The organism is Bacillus sp. AFS001701, assembly GCF_002559405.1.
Classification (GTDB): domain Bacteria; phylum Bacillota; class Bacilli; order Bacillales; family Bacillaceae_G; genus Gottfriedia.
This window is the reverse complement of sequence record NZ_NTZO01000020.1, coordinates 17882-44111: the sequence shown is the minus strand read 5'-3', so window position 1 is coordinate 44111 and position 26230 is coordinate 17882. Positions and strand designations below refer to the sequence as shown.

The following is a 26230-nucleotide window of genomic DNA, read 5'->3' as shown; positions in this document are numbered from 1 at the left end:
AACCCGTTATGAGGAAGTAAATTACAAAAACCAGCGTACAAAGTACCTCATGAAACCGTTATGAGGAAGTAAATTACAAAAACCAGCGAATCAAGTACCTCATGAACCTACTATGAGTAATTAAATTTCAAAAATCAGCGTATCAAGTACCTCATGAACCCGTTATGAGGAAGAAATTTACAAAAACCAGCGAATCAAGTACCTCATGAGCCCGCTATGAGTAAGTAAACTTCAAAAACCAGCGAATCAAGTACTTCATGAACCCGTTATGAGTAAGTAATTTACAAAAATCAGCGAATCAAGTACCAAGTACCTCATGAACCTACTATGAGAAAGCAATTTTCAAAATCCCAACACCGCCTCTGTTTCCGCCTAATGGTACCGCAATCAGAAAGTTCTCATTATCGTGGTTTTTATGAACAAAATGGTTTTAATGGACTTTACGTCTTTAACGTTCATAAAAACTTTTTTCAGAATTATTAAACTATAATACTTGTATTAGAAAGCGTTTCCAAAAAGGGGAGGAACTAAAAGTGAAATTTAAAAAGACTAGTTTATTCGTAATGACTTCTTTAATTGCTGTAAGTCTCACGGCATGTAAAAGTAGTAGTGAAACAACGGGAAGTAATAACTCATCTTATCCTAATAAGGCAATTTCGGTTGTAGCACCATCAGGAGCAGGCGGCGGATGGGATTTAACGGCTAGATCGTTCACTAAAGTATTAAGTGAAACAAAGCTTGTTAAAGAACCAATGACGGTAGAAAATAAGCCGGGTGGTGGCGGTACAGTATTCATGGCTGAGTATGCTACACAAGATAAAGCCAATAATGAAAAACTATTCGTAAACTCACCACCAATTATTATTAACAACTTGAAAAAAGAGGGAAATAGTCCTTATGGCTATAAAAATAGTACACCTTTAGCACAGTTAACAAAGGATTATGGTGCAATCGTTGTAAAGGCTGATTCTAAATATAAAGATTTAAAATCACTTTTAGAAGATATTAAAAAGAATCCAAAGAATATTACTTTAGCTGGGGGATCTGCACCAGGGTCAATGGATCATTTAATTGGAATTTTACCAGCTTATAAATACGGTATTGATCCTACGAAAATTAAGTATGTTTCCTATGATGGTGGTTCTGAGGCAATAACAGCACTATTAGGTAATAATGCAGATGTCATTTCGACTGATGTCTCTAGTACACTTGAGTTTGTTAAATCAGGTAAGGTTAAAGTTTTAGCTGTAACATCACCTGAACGTTTACAAGGAGATGTATTATCTGAGTTTCCAACAGCGAAAGAGCAAGGAATAGATGCTGAGTTTATCATTTGGCGTGGGGTTTTTGGACCAGAGAAAATGTCTAAGGATGCATACTCATATTGGGAAAAAACAATTTCAAAATTAGTTGAGACAAATGAATGGAAAGAAGAAGTAGAAAAGCAAGGCTGGCAGCTGGAATATAAAGATGGTAAAGAATTTGATTCGTTCTTATCAGAACAAGAAACACAAGTTCAAGATTTATTAAAAGCATTAGGTATGAATAAATAATTGAAATAAAGAAGGGGGAAAACATTCCCTCTTTTCCATTACTGAACATAAAGAGGTGAGATACATGAATAAAAAATTTGATCGATTAGCAGCAATCATTTTTCTTATTACAGGTATTACTTTTATTATAGAAAGTCGGAGTATAGCAGCCGCAGCTTACGGAAGTGTAGTTGGCCCGAACGTTTTTCCATTTATACTTGGTTGTGCGCTGTCCCTATTAAGCTGTAGGTTATTTTACGAAACATTTTCTTATAAGGGAAAAGAAAAGGAAGCAGTTCAATATAATTATAAGCAATTTTTTATCATCCTAGCTTCAGCTATTCTTTATGCACTTTTACTTGAGAAAATCGGTTTTATTATTAGTTCGTTTTTATTCCTGATTGTTTCGATTCAAACAATGGAGCGCGGAAACTGGATAAAATCCCTTTCGATTTCATTAGGTTATTCATTCATTATTTATTTTATTTTTGTCGATGTTTTAAAAGGTACTTTACCTGTTTGGTCAATTTGGTTTTAAGAAGGGAGAGTTATTAACTTGAGTACTTTTCAATATTTAATGCAGGGATTTGAAACTGCATTTACATGGTATAACTTATTGTTTGCTTTTGCCGGAGTATTAATTGGTACAGCAGTAGGGGTATTACCTGGTATTGGGCCAATGAGTGGGGTCGCTTTATTAATACCTGTTACTGCTTCTGTAACTGGTTTTTTAGGACCTGAGCAAGCAGCGGGCAGTGCAATTATATTATTAGCTGGTGTATATTATGGTGCTATGTATGGTGGTTCTACTACATCAATTTTATTAAATACTCCAGGAGAATCTTCCTCGGTAGTGACGACTTTAGATGGTTATCAAATGGCTAAAAAAGGTAGAGCAGGAAGTGCTTTATCAATTGCTGCAATTGGTTCATTTGTAGCAGGAATTTTCACTCTTATTGCACTGATCGTATTAGCAAAACCATTATCAGCATTAGCCATTAAGTTCGGTCCAGCTGAATATTTTTCTTTAATGCTTCTTGGATTATGTGCTGTAAGTGGACTAGCAGGAAAGTCGGTAACAAAAGCATTAATTATGACGATCTTCGGTTTACTACTGGCTACAATTGGAATTGATTCCGTATCAGGAGTTTCTCGATTTACATATGACATTCCATGGCTTTACCAAGGGTTAGAATTTTTAACAATAGCAGTAGGACTATTTGCTCTAGGGGAAGTATTTAAAACAATTATTGAAAATGAAATAGAAGATGGCGAGATGGCAAAGATTAATAACTTATTACCATCTAAAGAAGAATTAAAAGAAAGTGTAGCACCGATTGCTAGGGGCTCTGTTTTAGGATTTTTCGTCGGTTTATTACCGGGAGCGGGTGCTATTTTAGCTTCGTTTTTTGCTTATATATTAGAAAAGAAAATTAGTAAAACGCCAGAAAAGTTCGGAACAGGTACAATTGCAGGAGTTGCATCTCCTGAGTCAGCAAACAATGCCGCGTCTGGGGGAGCGATGATTCCTTTACTAACTTTAGGTATCCCAAGTTCAGGAACAACTGCAATCTTAATGGGTGCTTTAATGATGTATAACATACAACCAGGGCCACTATTATTCGATGAACATCCTGACGTAGCATGGGGATTAATTGCGAGTATGTTTATTGGAAACGTAATGCTTATTATCTTAAACATGCCTTTAGTAAAAATATTTGCAAAGATTATTCAAACACCGAAGAAATACTTATTACCACTAATTGTAGCCATTTCAATCTTTGGTGTTTATGCCGTACAAGTATCTGTAAATGATTTACTTCTATTAATAGCATGTGGTATTTTCGGATATTTCCTTTCAAAAAATGATTTCCCAATCGCTCCATTAGTATTAGGAATCGTTTTAGGTCCAATGATTGAGAATAATTTAAGAAGAGCTTTAACTGTATCAAATGGTGATTATAGTATTTTCTTTACTCATCCTATTTCATTAGTATTTTTAATAATTGGTGTACTTTGGATCCTCATTCCAATTATTATTAAATTGAGAGGTAAAGAAGTAGTTATTAATGTAGAAGCTTAAAAATTCTAACAAAACTCCTTTTATAAAAGGAGTTTTTTGATTATTATAAAAATATAAGGGGAAATTTTATGCGTTTACATTATAAGTTGATCATCTTTATTTCTGTTCTCATTTTAGTTATAAGTAGTGTTTTTGAAATAGTATCTCAAGAAATGTTTCTAAAAAATCTTAAACATGAAAAGGGATTAAAGGCTTTAGCTATTTCTCAAACAGTGGCGAATATGCCAGTAGTTCGTGAAGCATTTTCTAATGAAAATCCTTCGAGTATTATTCAACCAATCGTTGAAAAAATCCGGAAAAAAGTTGGTGCAGAATTTATCGTTGTAGGGAATAAAAATGAAGTACGTTATTCACACCCAAATCCGTTCTTAATTGGCCAGAAAATGGTTGGTGGAGATAATGATAAAGTATTTAAAGGACAGGAAATCGTATCAGAATCGACTGGTACACTCGGCCCTTCTTTAAGAGGAAAAACTCCTATTTTTGATGATAATGGCAATGTAATTGGAGTTGTTTCTGTAGGCTACTTAATAAAGGATATCGATCATGAAGCAAAAGCGTTTAGTAAAAAACTATTAAAAAATAGTATTGTCATTTTACTACTTGGAATTGGAGCAGCTTTTTTAATTTCATTTAATATTAAAAAATCCATCTTCGGATTGGAGCCGAAAGAAATTGGAAGAATGTACAAAGAAAAACACGCAATTTTAGAATCCATTCACGAGGGGATTATTGCGATTGATGAATACGGAGAGATTACGGTAGTAAATGAAAATGCTCATAAAGTACTTTCTATTCCTAACAATATAAAGCTTAGAGGATTAAAAATAGAAGACATATTGCATAATTCGCATCTGAAGAAAGTAGTTGAAACCGGTAAGCCAATTTATGATTTAGAGTTTTTAATAAATGAAAAAGTAATGATTATTAATTGTATACCAATAATTGGCGTGGACTCTAAAATTGTCGGAGCAGTAACAACCTTTAGGGAAAAATCGGAATTGAATAAATTGTTAAATGAACTATCACAAATAAAAGCATATTCAGAAGGCCTTAGAGCACAGGCACATGAATACTCGAATAAATTGCATACAATTTTAGGCTTAATACAGCTTGAATCATACCAAGAAGCGATTGAATTAATTTCAACGGAATCAAATATAACTCAAAATATTATCCATTTTATAATGGAGGAAATTTCGGACCCAGTCGTTGCAGGACTTCTATTAGGTAAAATAAGTTTAGCCAATGAGTTAAAAGTAGACTTTAACATTGATTATAATAGTAGTTTTGCAGATGTCCCAAAAGAAATAAATCGGGAAGACTTAATAACAATTATCGGAAATCTATTAAATAACGCGTTCGATGCAGTATTAGAAACGAATAAATCGGAAAAGCTTGTTTCACTATTTCTTACTGACTTAGGTGAGGATTTAGTGATTGAAATTGAGGATAATGCAAATGGTATCCCTGAAGAATTAATCGATGAGATTTTTGAATATGGTATTTCTACAAAGGAGCAATCTAAAAACTCAGGGATCGGACTTCACCTAGTCCAGAGATTGCTCCATAAATTAAATGGACAAATTACTTTTCATTCAAACGAACATGGGGGAACTACATTTATTGTTGCCATTCCGAAACGCCAAAAGGAGAGTAACAGATACGATGAAAAAGAATTTAATAGAAGTGTTAATAGTTGAAGATGATAGTAGAATTGCTGAAATTCATCAGCGATTTATTGAAAGAATAGAAGGGTTTAGTGTAATTGGTATTGCAACAAATTACCAAGATGCTGTTGATTTAATTGAGATTCTAAAACCGCAGCTAGTATTATTAGATGTTTATTTTCCGGACATGAATGGCTTAGATTTTTTACAATGGATGAAGAAAAATTCAATTTTGGCAGATGTTATTATGATTACAGCATCCAAAGAAATCGACTCAGTTAATAAGGCCTTACATTATGGTGTATTTGATTTTATTATTAAGCCAGTCATTTTTGATCGTTTTAAAAAGTCTCTAATTCGTTATGTAAATTATTCAAATAAAGTGCAAAGCCTACAATCAAAAAGTGCTTATCTAACTCAGGAAGAAATAGATGGTTTAATCGGAAAAAATAATTCGATGATTGAAGAGCAAAGTATATACCCTAAAGGCATTGATAAGCTTACTTTAGATAAAGTGTTATTTGCGATAAAAGAAGTTCATAACGGGATGACTGCTGAGAATATAGGCCTGGAAATTGGCGTTAGTCGTACTACTGCCCGGAGATATTTAGAATATCTAGTATCTCAAGGAAAAGTATTAGCGGATTTAGCGTATGGAACGATTGGCAGGCCAGAAAGAGTTTATTTGATAAAAAACTAGATTATTTGATTTAATAAAGTTTACTTAATGACTATGACAAACCTAACATTTCTGTAACAGGAATTGTGAAAAGTCATGAAAAGAGAGTCGTCTAAACGCTTGGTATACAAGCGTTTTTTTATGTTTTTTACAAGTTTATGACAATGAGAGTTTACTAGAGTCTAGTTTTTGTAAGCGTTGAAAACCTTCCATTTGTTATATAAAATATACTTTGCAAGAACTACGGAGGTTAATAACAGTTTTAGTTTACAAAAATGGCACAATTTATCGGTAATGGAAATCACTTGTCATGTTTTAATATATTTGAGGTGATTTGGTTGAAAACTTATTCGATAGACGAATTTGTCAGAAATTTAGGAAGAGCAGAACAGACACTTAGAAATTTGGATAACACTATTAAAATTGAACCTTATCGTGTTTCCGTAGGTGGTACTCAATATAATTCGCAAGAACAACTTAATTATTATTTTCTATTAAAAATATTTAATTCGATTAGGATATTTACGTGACAAATATGAAGTTGCAATTAAATGTTCTAAAGAAATAAGGAGTTAATAGAAAATGATACTTGCTAAGAAAGTGAGATTGAAACCAACTAAAGAACAAATAATACAACTATGGAAATCAGTAGGTACAGCTCGATGGGTCTATAACTGGGCTTTAGCGAAGCAAGAAGAAAATTATAAAATTGGTGGGAAATTTATTTCAGATAGAATACTTAGAAAAGAATTGACAATTTTAAAAAAAACAGATGAATTTGCTTGGCTATATGAAGCATCTAACAATATTACGAAACAAGCAATTAAAGATCTTTGTGATGCCTATAATAGGTTTTTCGAAGGGTTAACTCATAAACCACAATTCAAAAGTAGCAGAAAATCGAAAGCTTCTTTCTATAACGATAATGTGAAGTTGAAAGTAAAAGGAAATAAAGTATTAATTGAGAAAGTCGGTTGGACAGTAACCTCTGAAACAATTCCAAACGAAAAATACTTTAATCCTAGGATTAGTTTTGACGGGAAATATTGGTATCTTTCAGTAGGAATTGATACATCGAGACCAACTGTAGAATTGACAGATATCTCACTTGGGGTAGATGTAGGAATAAATAAATTAGCTATTTGTTCTGATGGCGAGAAGAAGAAAAACATTAATAAAACGATATCAGTAAAGAAGGCGGAGAAACGACTACGTAGGTTGCAGCGTCAAGTTTCCCGTAAGTACAATAAGAATAAGGAGGGAAACCGTTTCGTCAAAACGGGCAACATTATAAAAATTGAAAATAAGATACGACACTTACATAGAAGATTATCAAATATTAGAAGGAATCATCTCCATCAATCCTCAAACGATATTGTGAAAACCAAGCCATATCGTATTGTAATGGAAAACTTAAACATCGAAGGAATGATGAAGAACAAGCATTTGGCTAAAGCGATTGCGAAACAATGTTTGTACGAATTTAAACGACAAGTTCAATATAAATGTGAAAAATACGGGATTGAGTTTGTAGAAGCTAATAAATGGTATCCTTCTTCTAAAATGTGTTCAAGTTGCGGAAACATTAAAAATGACTTAAAGCTATCTGATCGTTTATACAGTTGTAAATGCGGTCATAAAATGGATAGAGATTTAAATGCAGCAATCAACTTGTCACGATATGAATTAGCAATTTGACAACTAAATGTCATTGTTAATATGTAGGATTCGTTGTATCCGAATTTACGCCCTTGGAGTGTTATATCAAACGAGATTAGCTATAGTTTAGCGAAATCGAACACGCAGAACAGGGAAGAAAACAAATTTATAAAAATAATAAATGTTTATTAGTTTTTATAATTTTTTGGCAACGGGATAGTATGAAAATACGTTTATTAACTAAAGAAGATGCTGAAATCTATCTTAATATTCGTTTAGAAGGTTTAAAAGAGAATCCTGAAGTTTTTATTACAACTATGGATGAAATACTTGATCAAGATGACCCTATTGAATACAAAGCAGAAATATTAGATCAAGATAAAAATTATACAATCGGTGCATTTACTGACAAAGGTGAGTTAATTGGAGTAGCAACATTAAAAACATTTGAAAAGGTTAAAGCAGAACATAAAGGGAAAATCGAGTCTGTCTATGTTTCTACTAGAGTTCGAAAAATGGGGGCAGGCTATCTTCTAATCGAAGAAGCAATCCACTTAGCAAAAAGCTTAGGGCTTGAACAACTTACATTAAATATCATAGAAGGAAACGAAACAGCAAAAAAACTATATGAAAAACTAGGATTCAAAACATTCGCGAAAACCCCTAATAGTTTAAAATTTAACAATGAATATTGGGACCAGGAGCATATGATGCTTACACTAAGTGCAGGTAAGGCTGAAGATGCGGGAAAAGCGGGATAAGCAGGTAGTGTGGGTAAGGTAATTCTTATAAAGTTTTCCTTACTTCCGATATTAACAAAAAGGTTTACCTAAATTGTCATCTGACAATAAAGGTAAACCTTTTTTATTATTTATTATTTAAAAGTCTTTTCAACGTCATCTAACATTAAGTAAGCAGCTTTGATTCCACCCGCAGTGTTCCAAATTGTGTCACTTACTTTCATGACATGTCCATTTTTAGAAGCATTTAACTTTTTGAATAAAGGATCTTCTGTAAATTCTTTTTCAAGCTTAGATCCAGACTCTTTACCATCATCAAATGTAAAGTAGAATAGGTAATCTCCATCCATCGCTGGAATACGTTCTTTTGTTACGCCTCTTTCAGCAAAATCAGGAGCATTTTGTTCTTCTGGACGTTGGAAACCTAATTGTTTAAGTATTACACCAGAGAATGTATCTTGGTGATAGATTCGTACATCAGCGCCCATGAAACGGACCATTGAAATTTTTTGATTTACTTTATCGCCTAATTCAGCTTTTAGATCATCAACACGTTTTGTATAATCAGCTAATACTTTATTACCTTGTTCTTCTTTGTTTAAAACTTTTGCATAAAATTTGAAATTCTCTTGCCAATCTCCACGTAATGTTTCAGCGAAAACTGTTGGTGCAATAGCACTTAATTGCTCATACACTTTTTCTTGACGCATTTTATTACCGATGATTAAATCTGGTTTTAAACCAGCGATTTTCTCAAGGTTAACTTCACTTTCCACACCTACAACTTCTACGCCATCCATATCTTTAGAAATATGATCGTACCAAGGGTTACCTGTCCATGATTTAACAGCACCAACTGGTTTCACACCTAATGCTAATAAAGCTTCAGTTCCTTCGTTTGTTAAAATAACAACTCTTTTTGGATTAACAGGAACTTTTGTCGTACCCATTGCATGCTCAATTGTAATTGTATTTGCTTTTTTACTTTCTTTACCAGAAGCTTCGTCTGATTTTTTTGTGCCACAAGCACCTAATACCATAATTGCTGCAATGAATAGAGCAATTAGTGAGGAAAATTTTAGTTTTTTCATAGAATGGTCTCCCTTTTTAGTTGATAATGATTATCATTTTTCTCGACAAATAGTATTATAGATTAAGATTTGATTAGAAGTCAATAAGAAAATGAAAATCATTCTCATTGACTTGATAATTCATATCATTTAGACTAATAGAAGAGAATAGAATAGTAGGAGATATAAAATGCTTATTCATCCAAGATCAAGAGTTATTGTATTTGTAGCTTGTATCTTATTATTAGTGATTTGTTTTTTTTCTAGTATTTTACTAGGATATACAGATACTAGTTTTACAAGCTTAATTCATTCATTTACACAATTTGATGGGTCTAATGAACAGTTAATTATTCAAAATGTTCGAGTTCCAAGAGCTATTATTGCCTCAATAGTAGGAGCAAGTTTAGCAATCGCTGGTTTATTTATGCAAGTTTTAACTAAAAATCCTCTAGCATCACCAAGCGTTCTAGGAATTAACGCAGGTGCCTCGATGTTAATTGTACTTAGTATCACTTTTTTTCATTTACAATCACCTAATGCGACTATATGGCTTTCATTTATAGGAGCTACATTATCAGCGGTATTTGTATTTGGGTTAAGTTCAATAGGGAAAGACGGAGCGACACCATTAAAAATTACTTTAGCTGGTGTTTCAATTGCAGCTATGTTTAGCTCAATCACCCAAGGCTTACTAGTAACAAATGAAGTAGCATTAGAGCAAGTACTATTTTGGCTAGCGGGTTCAGTTCAAGGGCGTTCACTTGATTCTTTACATATGGTACTACCATATATCGTCATAGCTTGGGTGGTCTCACTTGCACTTGGTGGAAAGATTAATACATTCATGTTAGGAGAAGATGTATCTAGAGCTTTAGGTCAAAATACAGCTTTATTAAAAACGACATTAGTTGTATTAGTCATCATTCTAGCCGGTGGTGCTGTAAGTATAGCAGGACCAATAGGATTAGTTGGTATAATTGTTCCACAAATAGTTAGAATGTTCGTTAAAAATGATTATCGCTGGATGATTCCATTTTGTGGGATCTTCGGGGCAATTTTACTTCTTTTAGCTGATGTAGGATCTCGTTATATTTTAATGCCAGAAGAAACGCCAGTTGGTATTATGACTGCAGTTATTGGTGCACCGTTTTTTATTTACTTAGCAAGAAAAGGCGGTACAGTAAAATGAACATGATCAAATTAAGAAACAAGTACTTTTCACTACTATTTAGTAAACGATCATTTTCCGTTTTAATAATTGCCCTTCTTTTACTGATCAGTTCATTTATAGTGAGCTTAACGCTAGGTGACCGTTATATCTCAATTCCAAAAGTATTATCTGTTATTTTTGGTGAAGGCGAAAAAATAGATGAATTATTTATTCAAGCATTTCGAATGCCACGAATCATCATTGCCATTTTTGCTGGGATTTCTTTAGCGATTGCTGGAGCAATTCTTCAAGGGTTGGTTAGAAATCCACTAGCATCTCCAGATATACTTGGAATAACAGGTGGAGCAGGCGCTGCCGTTGTATTATTTTTAGCTATATTTAGTGATAATCGGACGAATCAATTAACAGTAAGTATAAAATGGCTACCATTAGCGGCATTTATCGGTGCCATGATCAGTTTAGTATTTGTCTATGCTTTTGCTTACAAGGATGGGGAATTAAGACCTTTAAGATTAGTTTTAGTAGGAGTAGGATTTTCGGCATTAGCTCAAGCGACAACTTCATTCTTTATGATTATTGGACCTATTTTTAGAGCAACTGAAGCGAATATGTGGTTAACCGGGAGCGTATATGGAGCGAACTGGGAACAAGTTAAAATCATTTCAGTCTGGACGCTAGTTTTTATCGTGTTAGCATTATCGTTTATTAGACATATCAATACGCAGCAACTTGGAGATGAAGTTTCAACAAGCTTAGGTGTTCAAGTAGAAAAAAATCGACTAATCTTATTATTTATAAGTACAGCATTAGTAGCTGGTGCAGTTGCATTTGCAGGAGCAATCGCATTTGTTGGACTAATTGCACCTCATATTGCTCGGAAAATAGTTGGTGCTTCTTACGGTGTATTGATTCCCTTATCTGGAATCATCGGTGCCATCATGGTATTAGTAGCTGATACAATAGGAAGAACGGTGTTTAGTCCAATTCAAATACCTGCTGGTGTATTTACTGCTGTAATTGGTGCACCATATTTTATCTATTTATTATTTAAGACTGGAAAAAGGTGATAAGATGTCAACGAGCGCAATCGAAACAGAAAAATTAACGTTATCGTATGATGATCGTACAATTATAAACGAATTAAATTTTCAAGTCCCAAAAGGAAAAATCACAGTTTTAATTGGAGCTAATGGCTGCGGAAAATCAACATTACTTCGTTCACTTGCAAGATTACTTCAACCAAAAAGTGGAACCATCTTACTTGATGGAAAAGAAATTAGTAAGCGACCTACAAAGGAAATTGCACGTAATCTTTCAATCCTTCCTCAAAGTCCTGTTGCACCAGAAGGTTTAACCGTTTTTCAATTAGTAAAACAAGGAAGATATCCATATCAAACTTGGTTAAAACAATGGTCAAAAGAAGATGAAGAAAAAGTAAATCATGCTTTGAAAATGACAAATATGTATGAATTAAAAGATCAATTAGTCGATTCTTTATCTGGTGGACAACGTCAACGTGCTTGGATTGCGATGACATTGGCACAGGACACAGATACAATTTTATTAGATGAACCAACAACGTATTTGGATTTAACACATCAAATCGAGATATTAGACTTACTTTACGAATTAAATGAAAAAGAGCAGCGTACAATTGTTATGGTACTACATGATATAAACCTAGCATGTCGATATGCACACAACGTTGTTGCAATTTCAAATGGTGAAGTATACGCAGAAGGAGATCCAGAAAACATCATAAATCAGAACTTAATCTGTGACGTTTTCTGTATGAATTGCGATATTGTGAAGGACCCATTATTCGGAACGCCACTTTGCATACCTCATGGCCGAGGAAGAAAAATAATTTAGTTAATTTTAAAAAGGTGTCCTTGTATGGGGCACCTTTCATTTAGTAAGAGGTGAAATAAAATGACCTTATCAATTAACAATATAAGTGTAGATATTCTTGGTAGTTCGATCCTTAAAAACATTAATTTTCAAACTAATAAGGGTGAAATTTTTTGCCTAATTGGAACTTCAGGAGCGGGGAAATCGACTTTGCTTCGGACATTAAATCGATTACAGTCGATAAGCAAAGGTGAAATTCATTTAAATGGACAATCAATATACAAAATGACACCTCAAAGTTTAAGAAAAAGTGCTGTAATGATCCTACAAACTCCTTCATTATTTGAAGGGACCGTTGAGGATAATATTTTGTTTGGAGTCAAATTAAACGGTAGCTATGATAAGTCAGATTCGAAAACAGTTGCAAAATCTTTATTAGAAAAAGTAGGATTAGAGACGAAATTACTTGATCGAAATGCTTCAACACTTTCGATTGGTCAACAACAAAGAGTATCGATCGCAAGAGCAATAGCCATGAAACCAACTATTTTATTATGTGATGAAATTACTTCAGCATTAGACCCACAATCGACTCTACATATTCAGGAGCTTCTAGTAACTTTAAAAAGAGAAGAAAATTTAACGATTATTCTTGTTACACATAATATGGATCTAGTTCAACAAATAGCTGATCGAGTAGGGTTACTGATTGATGGTAAATTAGTAGAAGTGAGTCCAGTTAATGAGTTTTTTAATAGACCAAGCACAGAATTAGGGAGAAATTTTCTTTCTACAATTGCTTAAAGAGGTGAAATGATGGAAGGTAATTTGCATATTACAGGAGTATCTCTGACGTTTTTATTAATTATTATTGCAATCGGATTATCCTATTATCAAAAACTTGGTGTTGAAAAAGACATTGGCGTTTCTTCAGTAAGGACCGTCATTCAATTAATGATCATGGGTTATGTACTTGAATACATACTACAAATAGAGCATTTTTTAATTGTCATCATTATTTTATTTTGTATGATTTTATTCGGTGCTTATACTTCGAGTAAAAGGTCACAAGAAATTGAAGGAGCATTTTTTATTTCATTTATTAGTATTTTGCTAGGCGTCATGATTTCTTTAGGAGTCGTATTGGTAGCAAATAAAATTGCTTTAAAAGCTCAATATGTTATTCCAATTTCAAGTATGATTATTAGTACATCAATGAATGCAAATAGCTTAGCGTTAACAAGACTTAAGGCTGAAATTCAGGCAAGTAAAGATCAAATTGAAGCTGCATTATGCTTAGGGGCAACAACAAAACAAGCTTCAAATAATGTCATAAAAAATTCAATAAAAGCTGCCTTAATTCCATCAATTGATCGAGCTAAAACTGTAGGAATTGTTACTTTACCAGGCTCGATGACGGGAATGATCTTTGCTGGCATAAGTCCTTTATATGCGATTAAATATCAATTGCTAATCGAATGTATTTTAATAGGCGCAATTGCAATTAGTGTATTCTCCTCAACACTTCTATCCTATAGAAAATTCTTCACAAAAGACGATTCATTGAAATATGAAACGATAATGGAACAAGGATAAAGAAAGAGGGAGAAGGTGTATGTAAAAACTTTTCCTTCTCCCATTATGCTAAATATTATCCGATTACTCTTAATTGTACATCCATGTTTCCTCTAGTTGCTTTTGAATATGGGCAAACACCATGAGCTGCTTTTACTAGTTCTACAGCTACTTCTGTTGGTACACCTTGTACTTTTACATCAAGTTGAGCAGCTAATTTGAATCCTCCGTCAGCAGGGTCTTTACCAATTGTTATGTTTGCAGTTACTGATGTGGATTCTAATTTAATTTTTTGGCTACGAGCTACTAAATTTAATGCACTATCAAAGCAAGCTGAATAGCCAGCGGCAAAAAGTTGTTCTGGATTTGTTGCTCCACCAGGACCACCTAATTCTACCGGTGGTTTAAGTGATAAATTAATAAAATCATCAGATGAAATAACTCTTCCGTCACGTCCACCTGTTGCAGTTGCTTTAGCAGTATATAATTTTTCCATTACAAGCTCTCCTTAATATAAATTATCTATTTTTTATTTTCATTTGCAAGTTGGACTTTCTTTAATAATGTTTTTGTTTGGTTTAATATTGTTAAAAATTCCTCTTGAGTAGTATTACTTTCCTTGAAAAACTTCTCAGGTATACAGAAAGCTTTTTCTTTTAATTTAATACTTTCTTCAGTTAATGTAATTAATACTTTTCTTTCATCACTTGAATCACGTTTACGGAAAATTAGTCCCGCAGATTCCATTCGTTTTAGCATTGGTGTAAGAGTTCCTGAGTCTAAAAAAAGAGTCTCCCCAAGTTCTTTCACAGTTTGTTGGTCTTTTTCCCAAAGTGAAAGCAATGCAAGATATTGTGGATACGTTATGCCAATCTCATCTAAAATTGGACGATATAATTTAGTAATTTCTCGCGAACAAGCATAAATTGAAAAGCATAGTTGATTTTCAAGCAAAAGCTGATTTTCTTTATTCATTCGATCGACATCCTTTTATATTAATTGTGCACAATTTAATATGACACAATCATAATTGATGAGAAATAATTTTGCAAGCGATAATAACTATTATTTTTTACCAATTTATTTATTTTGATTATTAATTGAGGAGGTTTGAAGTGGAAATAGCTTCTTCACAATAAAAAAGCCAGTCAATGTTCAATACATTAACTGGCTGTAAATTTAATTTTTTCTAGACCTAGAAATTAATGAAGTTATTTGTAGCATTGTGATTGGTAAGGATGTTTTTTTATGATACGCCAAAAACTTAGGTGTCCAAGAATTAACATATTTCTCTTTGAAGCTTCTTAAACCTTGAAAGTGATATAAAAATTGTCCATATTGATAAATTTGCGCTGCAATTTTTTCACTTGTAAAAGAATACTTAGATAGACCCACGTTTGCTAAAGGTGTCATACCGACATTAAAATAATGAAAATTTCTAGACCTAAACCATTCAATTAAGTTAACAAACATAAAGTCCATAATTCCTTTTGGTGCGTCAACTCTATGACGCATTAAATCAATTGAAATTGTATGCTCATTATAGTTTGGCATAATAGATGCAAAAGCAATCATTTTATTTTCATTGTTTTTAATAATAGCTACTGGTGCAAGTTTGATGTAATCCTCATCAAAATAGCCAAGTGAAAACCCTTTTTCTTTTCGCCCTTTCAACCACTCTTGTGATAATTCCTTTAATTCCGTAAAAAATTCATTTGAATAAGGGGGTTCAATAATTTCAAAACTATATTCTTCGCGTTCAAATTTATTGTAAAGTGCACGAATTCCTTTATTACGTTTTCCAGATAAAGTGAATGATGATATATCAGTAAAACCTTCTTCACCAAGTTTAAAGAAATCAAATCCATTTTCATGTAAATAGGATAGTGAATTTGAGTTTACTTGGTAGAAGACAAGTGTATATCCAAATTGATCAGCATAGTTTAATAATTCCTCAATAGCAGGATATAAACGAGATTTTTCACCAACCGGGTCACCTAAAATAACTAATTTGTCTGCATATGGCTGAAAAATAAATAATACTGTCTCATCCTGAGCCCAGAATAAATATTTATCATGTAAAAAAACCAAATGTGAAAGTTCTGTACCACCATACTGATTAAAATGTTCTTTTATTTTTTCTTCTTCAGCTTTCGTATTTATAAATTCAAATTGTTTTCTTTTAACTTTAAAAAATGCGATATAAAAAAATAATAAAGCAGCTGCAAAACCAAGAACTGCACTAATCACGATATCTCTCGAATTAACAAGTATATAAGGTAAATATTTAGCAGGTATTTTGACATTTGTTTGAGGTAGATTGATATAAGCAATAAGTAAATAACTACCCAAAAAGAAAAATAAAATAAAATTATCAACAATAAGCTTACCCCAAGTTAAAACGAAGCTTTCTCTATAAAATTGTTTCTTTGAAATAAATAATATAAAAGCAACTGCTAATACAAAAAGTGCTTCTTCATAATCTAATCCTTTTGAATACGTTGTAACTGCCCCAACAATCAGCATGAAAAGTGTAATATACCATGCTCTTTTATCTTTATAATCAATTCCACGAGAGAGTCCTAACAATGTAAAGCCTGCTGTGACGGAAATTAAATGTGAAATATTAATAATTGTCGAAGGTAAAATTAAATTTAAAAGACTAATTCTTAAAAGCATGCTTGGTACAGCAGCGGAAACTAATAGAATAACGCCAGATAAAAATACTAAAATCGTTAAAAGTTTATGCCCTAAATAAGTAGAAATTTGATTTGGAATATTATTAAATGATTGATTTATTTTATTCCATAATAATTTAAGAGCTAAAATAATACCGCAAGCAAACGGAAAAAAGAAATAACTGAAACGATAAATCAATAAAACAAGAAGTGTCGTTTCCTTATCGATTCCAAAGTATGTAAAACCTAGTAGGAAAATAAAATCAAAAGACCCAAGACCACCTGGAATCATACTTAAAAGTGCTGCAACAGATGCTACTAAAAAAACAGGTAAAACCTCAATGATTGAAATGTCGATATGTAAAAATAAGCAAATGAAGTAAATGAATAATAAAATAAAAGACCACTCACATAAGGAAATGACAACCAATGAAAGCATATATTTTGCGGAAAAATTCTCCGAGAAAAAATTACGTTTTAAATAAACGACTAAAAACATAACCGGGAAATAACAAATTGCAATGATTATAGCGATATATAAATACTTATATTCATTTAAAAATGATAAATCAAATATTCCAGTAAATAAAACTAAGCTCAATATCGATAATCCAGAAAGTAAGAATATCGTAACACTACTCACTGCTTTAACAATTTCTGGTCCGGTGCGATCTTTTCGATAAAATAGAGTCCGTATGGTGGTACCGGCAACCCCACCAAGACCAATTAGGTTTGAGGAAGTATTCGCAAGCCAAGCAACCATTAGTATTTTTCGAAAACTAAAATCTAATTTTAATAGTCTTACAAGTACGAAGTCATATAAAAACATTGGCGATACAGCTAAAATACCTAATGTAAAAATCAAAAAGTACTGTATTAATGTAAGAGACTCCATATAGTTAAAGAACATTTTAAAGTCGAAGTTTAAAAGTACGTTTTTTCCAACGAATATAAATGTAACTAGTAATATTGAAATGAAAAATAGTTTAAATAAACCTACTTTACTAATCCGAATCTTATTCATAAGACACTCCTGAAGTTATTATTCAACAATTAAAATAATAGTTATTAGTTTTAGTATTCCATATTATTCCACTATTTAACAAGAAGAATATTAACACGTCCTAGAAAATTTATTAACTTATTATTTTGAAGATAAAAAGTTAATTAGATTTTAATATTCAGGACTGTTTTGAGATTAGTATTAAAGAAAAAAAGACTTAGGTTTTCACTCGTTTTTCTATGGAGCGAGACCTAAGACACTTCAAATTTCCACTGGAATCGGGGCATTAAAGTTCAATTATGAGAGGACTATTTTATGTTTTTTTGAATATTTATAAATGAAAATATTAGGCTCTATATAAAAAAGAGAGACCACTTATTTGGAAGAGAAAGGAAATACAAACCTCTCTTGAAGAATATTCAAATGATCAGATAAAGTTTTATGCTGAATTTGGGTGTGTTCGATGATGCAAGCATTGTATAAATTGGAAGGAAATATGTAAAGAATAAAATGTAAACCCGATTAAGGAGAGTAGGAAAGAAGTATTTTAATTTAAAATAAATTTGATAGCTATGTTACGGAACTTTTTCAAGGGGGAATTATAATTGAATATAACAAATGTTTTAATTATCCTTGGATTCACTTTTTTGGCCATAATACTTTTAGTTTTAATTATAGGTACACTATATTTGTTTTTTATCGATCGAAAACAGAAGCAGCATCCAATACTCCGTAATTATCCAGTAATAGGACGGGTTAGGTACTTCTTAGAAACGATTGGACCTGAGTTACGTCAGTATTTATTTAACAATGACCTAGAAGGTAAACCTTTTTCTAGAGAAGAATATGAGCATATTGTCAAAAAAGCAAAATATAAACGAGATGTCCTTGGGTTTGGGTCTAAAAGAGACTTTGAAGAAAAAGGATATTATATTAGAAATTCGATGTTTCCAAAACTGTCAGAAGAATTAAAAATGGACCAGCAAATAAACGTAACAACAAACCGATATTTATTGATTAAAGAGCCTTTATTTACACAGAAGGAAGAAAGATTAGAGAAGAATAATTCACTTGCATTTTTATTGGATGATAGTGATGCAATTGTGATCGGTAAAAACACGAGGTATCCTTTTATTGTAAAAGGCCAGATTGGTATGTCTGCTATGAGCTATGGATCCCTAGGTGAAAAGGCTATTACTGCACTCTCAGAGGGATTAGCAATTGCGAAGGGGACATGGATGAATACAGGTGAGGGTGGTTTGTCTGAATACCATCTAAAGGGTGGCGTTGATATTATCATGCAAATTGGCCCAGGTTTATTCGGGGTTAGAGATGAAGAGGGAAATTTTAATTGGGATGCCTTGAAAGAAAAAAGTAAAATTCCTCAAGTAAAAGCTTTTGAACTTAAATTAGCTCAAGGTGCCAAAACACGAGGTGGGCATATTGATGGGGAAAAGGTAACAGAGGAAATTGCAAGAATAAGAATGGTAGAACCGTTTAAATCGATTGATAGTCCTAATCGTTTTCGAGAGTTTCAAGACTTTCCTTCTTTGTTTGACTTTATGGAACAAATTCGTGAACAAACTGGAAAACCAGTAGGAATGAAAGTAGTTATTGGAAGTGGTTACGAAGCTGATGAATTAGCAAAATATATAAAAAGTACTGGGAAGGGCCCTGACTTTATTACTGTAGACGGTGGTGAAGGGGGGACAGGTGCCACATACCAGGAACTGGCGGATAGTGTAGGGTTGCCAATTAAATCTGCATTACCTTTAATGGATCATGCTTTAAGAAAATATGGTGTACGTGACCAAGTTAAAATAATAGCCTCAGGAAAATTATTTTCGCCAGATCGAGTAGCGATTGCACTGGCAATGGGGGCTGACCTTGTTAATATCGCAAGAGGATTTATGATTACGATTGGTTGTATTCAAGCATTAAAATGTCACTCCAATGCATGTCCAGTCGGTGTGGCCACAACAGATCCTGATTTACAAAAAGCCCTTGTCATTGATGAAAAAAAATATCGAACAGCGAATTATCTAATTTCAATGCGTGAAGGATTATTTCGGTTAGCTGCTGCTGCAGGTTTGGATTCCCCTGCCCATTTTCAAAGTGAACATGTCATTTATAAAGATGAAAAAGGGAAAGTGTGGTCACTGAAAGAAATTTATCAATCATTGGTAGAAAAAGTAGATTAAAAATAGTACCTTTACTTTTTATTTTGCGTAGACAGGACTATATCAGTATTAGTTTTATAGTTTCTTAATAGTTGAACAAAGAGAGACTACTTAGACTACTTAGGTAGTCTTTTTGTGTGACGGATAGTCGCAGGGTGGGGTGCTGACCTAGTCAGTGCCTTTTATTTATTTTATTTAGACAGAATGTAATAAATGGTGCATAAGAATGATCTGAATTTATATGGAAAAATCTAAAATTCCCTCAAATTATATAAGTCATTAAATTGATATAATTAACTTAAAAATATTTGAAGGTAGAGTTTCTCGGAAGTGTATCACGGAAATTTAAATGGAATTAATGAAATTGAAGTTACTAACGGTCAGAATGGGGAGAACACAGTAATAACAGAACAGAACGCAATTAATAACTTTATTAGTGATATTAAAGATATTAAAGTTGCCCAAAATAAAAAGACTGATGTAAAGGGATGGATATACAGTATTTCATTTTATAATCAAAACAAAAAATTAATGAGTTTCACAACTAGTGAAATAGAAGGAAAGACAAAAAAAGATGAAACAAAATTAATTACTGCAATTGAAACATTTTTGAATCATAAGTGAATGTGAACAGTTTAACCAATTAAGGCATTAGCTGAACTTCTAATACAACCATTGGCTGCTTATTTTAAATTAAGCATTGGGAAGTTTTTGGAAGGATTCACGTTATAAAAGTATATTAGAAACTGTTGTGACTGTAATGTTCACCAAAAAATTTTTAAGCCATGCTTAAAGCCTATTCCGCAAACTCCCAAATCTACATATATTATAAAGATTCGAAAGCCCAAGATTGCATAATACGTTATTGAAAAGGGAGGAAAGTTAATATGAATTTCTACAACTATGTACCTTATAATCACAATGATTATTATAGAAATCCACAGCAAGCTGTAAATCCACAACAAATTCTAACATTAATAAATCCAGCTGTTAGCCATGGATTAAAAGAAGCACAACATCTTGGCTATCAACATGCATTAACAGAAGCAGTTGCTATAGGTTATTTGATGGGAAAAGGTTACGATTATAATACTGCTTGGAAAACTGTTGAATCTTGGTGGAGACCACCGGGAACGCCTATACCTACTCCATATTAAATTTAAAAAGTTATTTAAATACTATACTAGCTATTGAGAATTTTTTAAGGAATCATTAATTTAGGAGATTCCTTTTTTGTGTTTGTGGATCTATATAAATAAAACTATATTTAGTAATTAGGACTCTATTCTAGTTCTTATGTAAAGTATAATTTAGTTGTACAAAAAAAAATCGACTGCAAAGTCGATTTTTTAATTGAGATAAATGGTAGATATTTTGAAGCAGGTATTCGTAAAAGAAATATTGAATGATTAGTTACATATGCAAAAAATGTAAAATTTTAGATTTAAGTGAATACAAAGGAGGAATCTACCCTGAGCGAACTTGAACTGATTAATAGATACAAAAACGAGCTTCAGAATTACTCTTTGGAACAGTTAAGGTATAAATCTGAAGAGGCGGTTTGGTCTATTGGTCAAATGTATGACCATTTAATCATTTATCGATAGCATGGAAACTTGTGCCACATTAAATGATGAGCAACCCCTTGGAAAAACAGAATTTGGTGAGCAATTATATAAGCTTGGGGGATTTCCACCAATTAAAATTAGATTACCAGATGAACTAAATGATCCACCTAATAATTCAGAAAGCAAGGACGAGCTTATCAGCAGAATTAATCAATTAATTATAAGGTTGAGCCAATGGGAATCGAAAGTGGATCATATTAACCCAAATTATAAAGTCCAGCATGGAGGGTTCGGATGGCTAAATGCAAGGGAATGGCTTGATTTGGTTTATATGCATTTTCGTCATCACTTGCGCCAAAAAAGTGAATTAGAACAAAGGCTTGCTAAGTGACGGGCATTCTTTAAATTAACCGATATGAAATTTTAATATTACGAGGAAATAAGGAAATTAAATAGATAGAAATATAAATAAAACAAAAAGACAAATAATAATAGGGAGTAAAAAATGAATAAAAATCGGTTGGAAGCTTTTAGTGACGGTGTACTTGCTATCATTATTACAATTATGGTTCTAGAAATTAGGATTCCTCACAGTCCGAATATACAAGACTTATTACAACTTTTCCCAACCTTTCTTAGTTATTTACTTAGTTTCATTTATGTAGGTATTTACTGGAACAACCATCATCATATGATACACACTTTACAAAAGGTGACAGGATCAATAATGTGGGCAAATCTTCATTTGCTTTTCTGGTTATCCTTAATTCCTTTTGCTTCTGGTTGGATGGGAGAAAACCATTATAAACCTTATCCGACAATGCTTTATGGAGTAATACTCTTAATGGCAGCAATAGCTTACTTCATTTTACAAGGTATAATTATTCAAAAAGAGGGAAAGAATTCAAAGTTAAAACAAGCAGTAGGTAATGATTGGAAAGGAAAAGCTTCAGTGGTTTGTTACTTATCTGCAGTTTGCACGTCTTTGATCTGGCCATGGTTCGCTCAAATAATTTATGTAATCGTTGCAATTATGTGGCTATTACCAGATCGTCGAATAGAGAAGGTTATGCAAAGTAAGTAAACAAAAGTGTTTTTTTAATAAATTTATAAAAAGTGAGGGAGTAGAATATGATGATCAAAGGTGTCGGGGGAATATTTTGGAGGACTAAAAATCTGGATGCTTTAAAAAAATGGTACAGTAAAGTGCTGAATGTTGAAATAGAAAACTGGAATGGGACTATTATTAAACCTGATTCAGAAAATGAAACGATCTTTTCTTTCTTTACGGAAGAAGACAATTATTTCCCATCAGAACAGCAAGTGATGTTAAATTTTCAAGTTTATAACCTAGACGAGACGATTAAGCATCTTGAACAAGTCGGTGTATCTCTTGCAAAGGATAAAGAGATTAGTGATTATGGTAAGTTTGCATGGATTAAAGATCCTGAAGGTAGATTGGTTGAACTTTGGGAGAAATAATCTGCGCTAAGAAAGGGTTGCTGCGGCGATCCTTTTTTCTATTTGTACTAGTGTATTTTAGTAAACAAGGAATAAAAAGATTCTCCATAGAATATTAGTTTATTTAGTATCTTCATGTTTAGAGATTACTTAAAGGAGAATAAACTATGTCAGACTTATTTATTTTTTTGCCACTATTAATTCTTATTTTAGTAATAGCTATTATTGTCTTCTTAATTAACAAATTTGCAAAGAAAAAGAATAAAAGCACAGGAAGAATTGTTGGAACCATCTTATTGATATATGTGACTTTTAATTTAATAATGGGGGTTATTACTTATTTTAAAAGACCATAGTTAAAGATTATTACATACGTTAACTGTGAATTAGGGTTTCATAATAGAGATGGACTCATGCCCTTTTTTAGTAAGTAATATTGAACAACTTGCTTTCCAAAAATCAACTAGGAAAAGATTAACATAATGGTCATTTATTGGCCCAGCATTTTTAATCAAAAGACATATTAGTTTCTTTAAGTAGTAAAATAGTTTACAATTTAGTAGTTGAATTGTAATTTAAGTAATATACATAAAATTAAATGACCATAGATCGCTGAGTTTTGGTTGAGTGTTTCTTCTATTATTGAGGACATTTCAATTTTGAAGCGGGGGAACCAATTTTTGTACAATTGTACTTTGGGGTGAATCCTTTTTAGGTAGGGCTACTTTTTAGGTCCGAATCCGACAGCTAACCTCGTAGGCGTGTAGGAGAAGGTTTCCAAAATGATGTCTTATTAAGGCACTGGAGATTTTCCTAGTGTCTTTTTTGCATTCAATTTTGATAAAGTAAGTGGGGGTTATGTAGTGCTAGAAATGTATATATTTGGCGGGATACTTATTTTAACTATGTTAATAGCAGTATTTATGACTCGTAAGGATTCTGTAGTAGATGATGAAAATGGAAAATATCAATGTGGAAAGTCTGAGAAAAGGAAGAGGATCGTTAGAGTTAGAAAATCAGGTAAAGTCGTGAGAATAGATTGATTAGTATTGTAGAAAATCACGAATTTAAAATAGGTCGAAAAAATATTTAAAACTACCTAAAGAGAGTGGTCAATTAAGCCATTCTCTTTTTTATATAGTTAGTTCTGGTTTCGTAATTCATATTTAGTTCATAATGAATTTATATAATAGGTACATAATTATTTGTAAATGTAAGTAGGTGAATTTATTGAATCATGTAAAAGTATTAGTTGTCGATGATGATGCAAATATTCGGGAGTTAATCTCTATTTTTTTAAGTGGTGAAGGTTATACAGTTATTGAGGCTGAAAATGGTCAAGAAGCATTAACGTTACTGGAAGAAAATAATATTCAAATAGTAGTAGTTGATGTGATGATGCCTGAAGTAGATGGATATGAGCTGACCAAAGAGGTTAAAAAGTATTATGATATTCCAATTTTAATGGTTACAGCAAAAGGTGAATCTCAAGATAAATTAAAAGGCTTTGACCTCGGGGTAGATGATTATGTTGTTAAGCCCTTTGATCCATTGGAAATCGTAGCCCGTGTAAAAGCTCTATTAAGAAGATTTCAATTACTATCTGATAAAAATATCTTTGTAGGTAATTTAACGATTAATCAAGTTAAATATGAAATTTCGGCGAATGAACAATCCATTACATTACCATTAAAGGAATTCGAATTATTGATGAAGCTTGCAAGTCAAGCTGGAAGAATTTTTACGAGAAATGATTTGATTGAGCAAATATGGGGACTTGATTATGAAGGAGATGAACGCACAGTTGATGTGCATATAAAGAGAATACGAGAGCGTCTAAGAGAGTTAAAGGCTACAGTCGAAATCGTTACAATAAGAGGTTTAGGTTATAAATTAGAGGAAAATCACGCATGAAAAGCATGTATACGAGATTGGTTTTAATCTTTATTTCAGTTATTTTATTGAGTTTAGTCATTACTTTTTTTATCGCTTCAAAATACTTTATTAAACATGTTGAAACAGAAGTACAAAGTGATTTAATTGATGTTGGAGAAAATTTTATTTCTATCTATTCTAAACAAGATAATCAAAATGGAGTAGATGCGACCTTACAAATTCTTAGTAAAAATTTTTATATATCACTGTATGATGAGTCGGGTAAAATCGTTTTGAAAAATACAGCACTAAAAAAGAAGAATATAAAAAAAGAACAAGTATTAAATGTACTAAACAAAAGTGATGTTCAAACAAAAGGATATCTCATTGGTCTACCTTTTGAAAAAGATGGGCATCAATATGCTTTATTTATTCAGCCCAATATAGATCGTGGGTTCTTTAAAATGCGGAGAGTTTTATTTTTTAGCTTGCTTACAACATTAATCATTGGATCAGTAACATTTTTATTTGTTGCTAAGTTATTAGTAAAGCCAGTAAAAGAACTAATTCGGGCTACAAAAGAACTGGCTAAAGGTAACTATGACGTTCAAGTAACGATTAAACGTAAAGATGAAATTGGATTACTTGCTTCGAACTTTAATGTAATGACGAACAAGTTAAACAAGTTAGAAGAGATGAGAAGTGAATTTGTTTCAAATGTTTCTCATGAAATTCAATCGCCGTTAACATCTATTAAGGGATTTGCAAAGGTTTTAAGAAATAAGCAGTTAGCTGAAGAGAAAAAGGAACATTACATATCCATTATTGAGGCAGAGAGTGAACGTCTTTCTATGATGAGCGAAAGATTATTAAAGCTAGCTTCACTAGACTCTGAACAACATCCATTCCAGCCTACGACCTATAAATTAGATGAACAAATTCGAAAAATTATTTTAGCGCTAGAGCCACATTGGGAAAGTAAAAAGCTACAATTAGTTTTAAATTTACCACAAACAGAAATAGTAGCAGATCGTTTACTACTTGAACAAGTTTGGATTAATTTACTTCAAAATGCGATTAAGTTCTCAAGTATAGCTGGATACATTAAAGTAGATATTTTGGAGTTGGATCATACTATTCACGTCATCATTAGCGATAGTGGGCTAGGAATAAGTAAGGAAGATATTGAGCGGATATTTGAACGCTTTTATCAAGCAGACCGTTCTAGAAATAAAAAAGGAACCGGGCTTGGTCTTTCGATTGTACAAAAAATTATCGAAATACATCATGGGAAAATAGAAGTTGAAAGTGTTGTTGGAAAAGGAACTAGCTTTATGATTATCCTTCCGAAAAACTTGTAAAATTAAAAAGTTCAAATTATGTTCTTAATTGTTCATATTCTGTTCATATACATTTGATAAACTAATCACGT

At 32.4% G+C, this 26230-nt stretch carries 26 protein-coding genes and 1 riboswitch; of the genes, 22 read left to right on the top strand and 4 right to left on the bottom strand.

Annotated elements, in window-relative coordinates; genetic code table 11:
- The first annotated feature begins 533 nt into the window (after window positions 1–533).
- The 7 genes from CN514_RS02215 (at window position 534) to CN514_RS02180 (ending at window position 8384) form a co-directional block, all read left to right on the top strand.
- Entirely contained in the window at window positions 534–1553 is a 1020-nt protein-coding gene (locus CN514_RS02215) for a Bug family tripartite tricarboxylate transporter substrate binding protein (RefSeq protein ID WP_435817641.1), read from the top strand.
- A 64-nt stretch (window positions 1554–1617) separates the two neighbouring features.
- On the top strand, window positions 1618–2070 hold the full coding sequence (locus tag CN514_RS02210) for a tripartite tricarboxylate transporter TctB family protein (protein ID WP_098231183.1): 453 nt from the start codon (window positions 1618–1620) through the stop codon (window positions 2068–2070).
- A gap of 39 nt (window positions 2071–2109) precedes the next feature.
- Window positions 2110–3615 (top strand): tripartite tricarboxylate transporter permease, encoded by a 1506-nt coding sequence (locus tag CN514_RS02205; protein WP_483294992.1) that lies wholly within the window; start codon window positions 2110–2112, stop codon window positions 3613–3615.
- A 68-nt stretch (window positions 3616–3683) separates the two neighbouring features.
- The gene (locus CN514_RS02200; RefSeq protein ID WP_176525763.1) at window positions 3684–5318 is read left to right on the top strand and encodes an ATP-binding protein; all 1635 of its coding nucleotides are present in this window, start codon (window positions 3684–3686) and stop codon (window positions 5316–5318) included.
- Entirely contained in the window at window positions 5284–5985 is a 702-nt protein-coding gene (locus CN514_RS02195; protein WP_098231181.1) for a response regulator, read from the top strand. Before CN514_RS02200 ends, CN514_RS02195 begins: the two co-directional genes overlap by 35 nt.
- Before the next feature lie 561 nt (window positions 5986–6546).
- Window positions 6547–7662, top strand: coding sequence for an RNA-guided endonuclease InsQ/TnpB family protein (locus CN514_RS02185; RefSeq protein WP_098231179.1), 1116 nt, complete (start codon window positions 6547–6549; stop codon window positions 7660–7662).
- Window positions 7663–7844: 182 nt separating this feature from the next.
- Entirely contained in the window at window positions 7845–8384 is a 540-nt protein-coding gene (locus tag CN514_RS02180) for a GNAT family N-acetyltransferase (RefSeq protein WP_098231178.1), read from the top strand.
- Between the two features lie 113 nt (window positions 8385–8497).
- On the opposite strand, the gene CN514_RS02175 is transcribed toward CN514_RS02180, so the two are convergent.
- A complete protein-coding gene (locus tag CN514_RS02175) occupies window positions 8498–9454 on the bottom strand; it encodes an ABC transporter substrate-binding protein (protein ID WP_098231177.1) in 957 nt (318 codons plus the stop codon).
- Between the two features lie 169 nt (window positions 9455–9623).
- On the opposite strand from CN514_RS02175, the gene CN514_RS02170 reads away from it, so the two are divergent.
- Genes CN514_RS02170 through CN514_RS02150 form a run of 5 tightly spaced genes read left to right on the top strand, consistent with a single transcriptional unit; the run spans window position 9624 to window position 14054 of the window.
- A complete protein-coding gene (locus tag CN514_RS02170; protein WP_098231176.1) occupies window positions 9624–10625 on the top strand; it encodes a FecCD family ABC transporter permease in 1002 nt (333 codons plus the stop codon).
- Entirely contained in the window at window positions 10622–11674 is a 1053-nt protein-coding gene (locus tag CN514_RS02165) for a FecCD family ABC transporter permease (RefSeq protein WP_141529285.1), read from the top strand. Before CN514_RS02170 ends, CN514_RS02165 begins: the two co-directional genes overlap by 4 nt.
- Window positions 11675–11678: 4 nt before the next feature.
- Window positions 11679–12479: an ABC transporter ATP-binding protein gene (locus CN514_RS02160; RefSeq protein WP_098231175.1), complete on the top strand. Its 801-nt coding sequence runs from the start codon at window positions 11679–11681 to the stop codon at window positions 12477–12479.
- A 60-nt stretch (window positions 12480–12539) separates the two neighbouring features.
- The gene (locus CN514_RS02155) at window positions 12540–13262 is read left to right on the top strand and encodes a phosphate ABC transporter ATP-binding protein (protein ID WP_098231174.1); all 723 of its coding nucleotides are present in this window, start codon (window positions 12540–12542) and stop codon (window positions 13260–13262) included.
- Between the two features lie 12 nt (window positions 13263–13274).
- Window positions 13275–14054, top strand: a complete 780-nt coding sequence (locus CN514_RS02150; protein ID WP_176525762.1) for an ABC transporter permease — start codon at window positions 13275–13277, stop codon at window positions 14052–14054.
- 55 nt (window positions 14055–14109) lie between these two features.
- Here the strand turns inward: CN514_RS02150 and CN514_RS02145 are convergent, their stop codons facing one another.
- The 3 genes from CN514_RS02145 to mprF form a co-directional block, all read right to left on the bottom strand.
- On the bottom strand, window positions 14110–14529 hold the full coding sequence (locus CN514_RS02145; RefSeq protein ID WP_098231172.1) for an organic hydroperoxide resistance protein: 420 nt from the start codon (window positions 14527–14529) through the stop codon (window positions 14110–14112).
- Between the two features lie 26 nt (window positions 14530–14555).
- Window positions 14556–15008 (bottom strand): MarR family winged helix-turn-helix transcriptional regulator, encoded by a 453-nt coding sequence (locus tag CN514_RS02140; protein ID WP_098231171.1) that lies wholly within the window; start codon window positions 15006–15008, stop codon window positions 14556–14558.
- A gap of 204 nt (window positions 15009–15212) precedes the next feature.
- The gene (gene mprF, locus CN514_RS02135) at window positions 15213–17735 is read right to left on the bottom strand and encodes a bifunctional lysylphosphatidylglycerol flippase/synthetase MprF (protein WP_098231170.1); all 2523 of its coding nucleotides are present in this window, start codon (window positions 17733–17735) and stop codon (window positions 15213–15215) included.
- Window positions 17736–18319: 584 nt separating this feature from the next.
- Between mprF and CN514_RS02130 the strand changes: the two genes are divergently transcribed.
- From CN514_RS02130 to CN514_RS02085, 10 genes are all read left to right on the top strand, one after another.
- Window positions 18320–19915 carry an FMN-binding glutamate synthase family protein gene (locus tag CN514_RS02130; RefSeq protein ID WP_098231169.1) on the top strand — a complete coding sequence of 532 codons (1596 nt, stop codon included), beginning with the start codon at window positions 18320–18322 and terminating at the stop codon, window positions 19913–19915.
- Window positions 19916–20224: 309 nt separating this feature from the next.
- The gene (locus CN514_RS02125) at window positions 20225–20518 is read left to right on the top strand and encodes a hypothetical protein (RefSeq protein ID WP_098231168.1); all 294 of its coding nucleotides are present in this window, start codon (window positions 20225–20227) and stop codon (window positions 20516–20518) included.
- 263 nt (window positions 20519–20781) lie between these two features.
- Window positions 20782–21051 (top strand): hypothetical protein, encoded by a 270-nt coding sequence (locus tag CN514_RS02120; RefSeq protein ID WP_098231167.1) that lies wholly within the window; start codon window positions 20782–20784, stop codon window positions 21049–21051.
- Window positions 21052–21502: 451 nt separating this feature from the next.
- Entirely contained in the window at window positions 21503–21853 is a 351-nt protein-coding gene (locus tag CN514_RS02115) for a hypothetical protein (protein WP_353652049.1), read from the top strand.
- Between the two features lie 114 nt (window positions 21854–21967).
- A complete protein-coding gene (locus CN514_RS02110) occupies window positions 21968–22546 on the top strand; it encodes a TMEM175 family protein (RefSeq protein WP_098231166.1) in 579 nt (192 codons plus the stop codon).
- A 50-nt stretch (window positions 22547–22596) separates the two neighbouring features.
- Window positions 22597–22944 (top strand): VOC family protein, encoded by a 348-nt coding sequence (locus CN514_RS02105; RefSeq protein ID WP_098231165.1) that lies wholly within the window; start codon window positions 22597–22599, stop codon window positions 22942–22944.
- A 146-nt stretch (window positions 22945–23090) separates the two neighbouring features.
- Window positions 23091–23279: a hypothetical protein gene (locus CN514_RS02100; protein WP_098231164.1), complete on the top strand. Its 189-nt coding sequence runs from the start codon at window positions 23091–23093 to the stop codon at window positions 23277–23279.
- Between the two features lie 280 nt (window positions 23280–23559).
- Window positions 23560–23700: riboswitch (cyclic di-AMP (ydaO/yuaA leader) on the top strand.
- 86 nt (window positions 23701–23786) lie between these two features.
- Window positions 23787–23966, top strand: a complete 180-nt coding sequence (locus tag CN514_RS02095) for a hypothetical protein (protein ID WP_098231163.1) — start codon at window positions 23787–23789, stop codon at window positions 23964–23966.
- A 187-nt stretch (window positions 23967–24153) separates the two neighbouring features.
- Window positions 24154–24837: a response regulator transcription factor gene (locus tag CN514_RS02090; RefSeq protein ID WP_098231162.1), complete on the top strand. Its 684-nt coding sequence runs from the start codon at window positions 24154–24156 to the stop codon at window positions 24835–24837.
- Complete coding sequence (locus tag CN514_RS02085; protein ID WP_098231161.1) at window positions 24834–26159, top strand: sensor histidine kinase; 1326 nt, start codon at window positions 24834–24836, stop codon at window positions 26157–26159. Before CN514_RS02090 ends, CN514_RS02085 begins: the two co-directional genes overlap by 4 nt.
- The last annotated feature ends 71 nt before the right edge of the window (window positions 26160–26230 follow it).

Bases quoted from the DNA above. Each gene is read 5' to 3' on its own strand.
- CN514_RS02195 (WP_098231181.1), top strand. From the start codon at position 5,284: ATGAAAAAGAATTTAATAGAAGTGTTAATAGTTGAAGATGATAGTAGA.
- CN514_RS02100 (WP_098231164.1), top strand. From the start codon at position 23,091: ATGTCAGACTTATTTATTTTTTTGCCACTATTAATTCTTATTTTAGTA.
- CN514_RS02205 (WP_483294992.1), top strand. From the start codon at position 2,110: ATGCAGGGATTTGAAACTGCATTTACATGGTATAACTTATTGTTTGCT.
- mprF (WP_098231170.1), bottom strand. From the start codon at position 17,735: ATGAATAAGATTCGGATTAGTAAAGTAGGTTTATTTAAACTATTTTTC.
- CN514_RS02150 (WP_176525762.1), top strand. From the start codon at position 13,275: ATGGAAGGTAATTTGCATATTACAGGAGTATCTCTGACGTTTTTATTA.
- CN514_RS02210 (WP_098231183.1), top strand. From the start codon at position 1,618: ATGAATAAAAAATTTGATCGATTAGCAGCAATCATTTTTCTTATTACA.
- CN514_RS02145 (WP_098231172.1), bottom strand. From the start codon at position 14,529: ATGGAAAAATTATATACTGCTAAAGCAACTGCAACAGGTGGACGTGAC.
- CN514_RS02105 (WP_098231165.1), top strand. From the start codon at position 22,597: ATGATCAAAGGTGTCGGGGGAATATTTTGGAGGACTAAAAATCTGGAT.
- CN514_RS02180 (WP_098231178.1), top strand. From the start codon at position 7,845: ATGAAAATACGTTTATTAACTAAAGAAGATGCTGAAATCTATCTTAAT.
- CN514_RS02155 (WP_098231174.1), top strand. From the start codon at position 12,540: ATGACCTTATCAATTAACAATATAAGTGTAGATATTCTTGGTAGTTCG.
- CN514_RS02200 (WP_176525763.1), top strand. From the start codon at position 3,684: ATGCGTTTACATTATAAGTTGATCATCTTTATTTCTGTTCTCATTTTA.
- CN514_RS02160 (WP_098231175.1), top strand. From the start codon at position 11,679: ATGTCAACGAGCGCAATCGAAACAGAAAAATTAACGTTATCGTATGAT.
- CN514_RS02140 (WP_098231171.1), bottom strand. From the start codon at position 15,008: ATGAATAAAGAAAATCAGCTTTTGCTTGAAAATCAACTATGCTTTTCA.
- CN514_RS02175 (WP_098231177.1), bottom strand. From the start codon at position 9,454: ATGAAAAAACTAAAATTTTCCTCACTAATTGCTCTATTCATTGCAGCA.
- CN514_RS02120 (WP_098231167.1), top strand. From the start codon at position 20,782: ATGAATTTCTACAACTATGTACCTTATAATCACAATGATTATTATAGA.
- CN514_RS02170 (WP_098231176.1), top strand. From the start codon at position 9,624: ATGCTTATTCATCCAAGATCAAGAGTTATTGTATTTGTAGCTTGTATC.
- CN514_RS02110 (WP_098231166.1), top strand. From the start codon at position 21,968: ATGAATAAAAATCGGTTGGAAGCTTTTAGTGACGGTGTACTTGCTATC.
- CN514_RS02085 (WP_098231161.1), top strand. From the start codon at position 24,834: ATGAAAAGCATGTATACGAGATTGGTTTTAATCTTTATTTCAGTTATT.
- CN514_RS02165 (WP_141529285.1), top strand. From the start codon at position 10,622: ATGAACATGATCAAATTAAGAAACAAGTACTTTTCACTACTATTTAGT.
- CN514_RS02185 (WP_098231179.1), top strand. From the start codon at position 6,547: ATGATACTTGCTAAGAAAGTGAGATTGAAACCAACTAAAGAACAAATA.
- CN514_RS02115 (WP_353652049.1), top strand. From the start codon at position 21,503: ATGGAAACTTGTGCCACATTAAATGATGAGCAACCCCTTGGAAAAACA.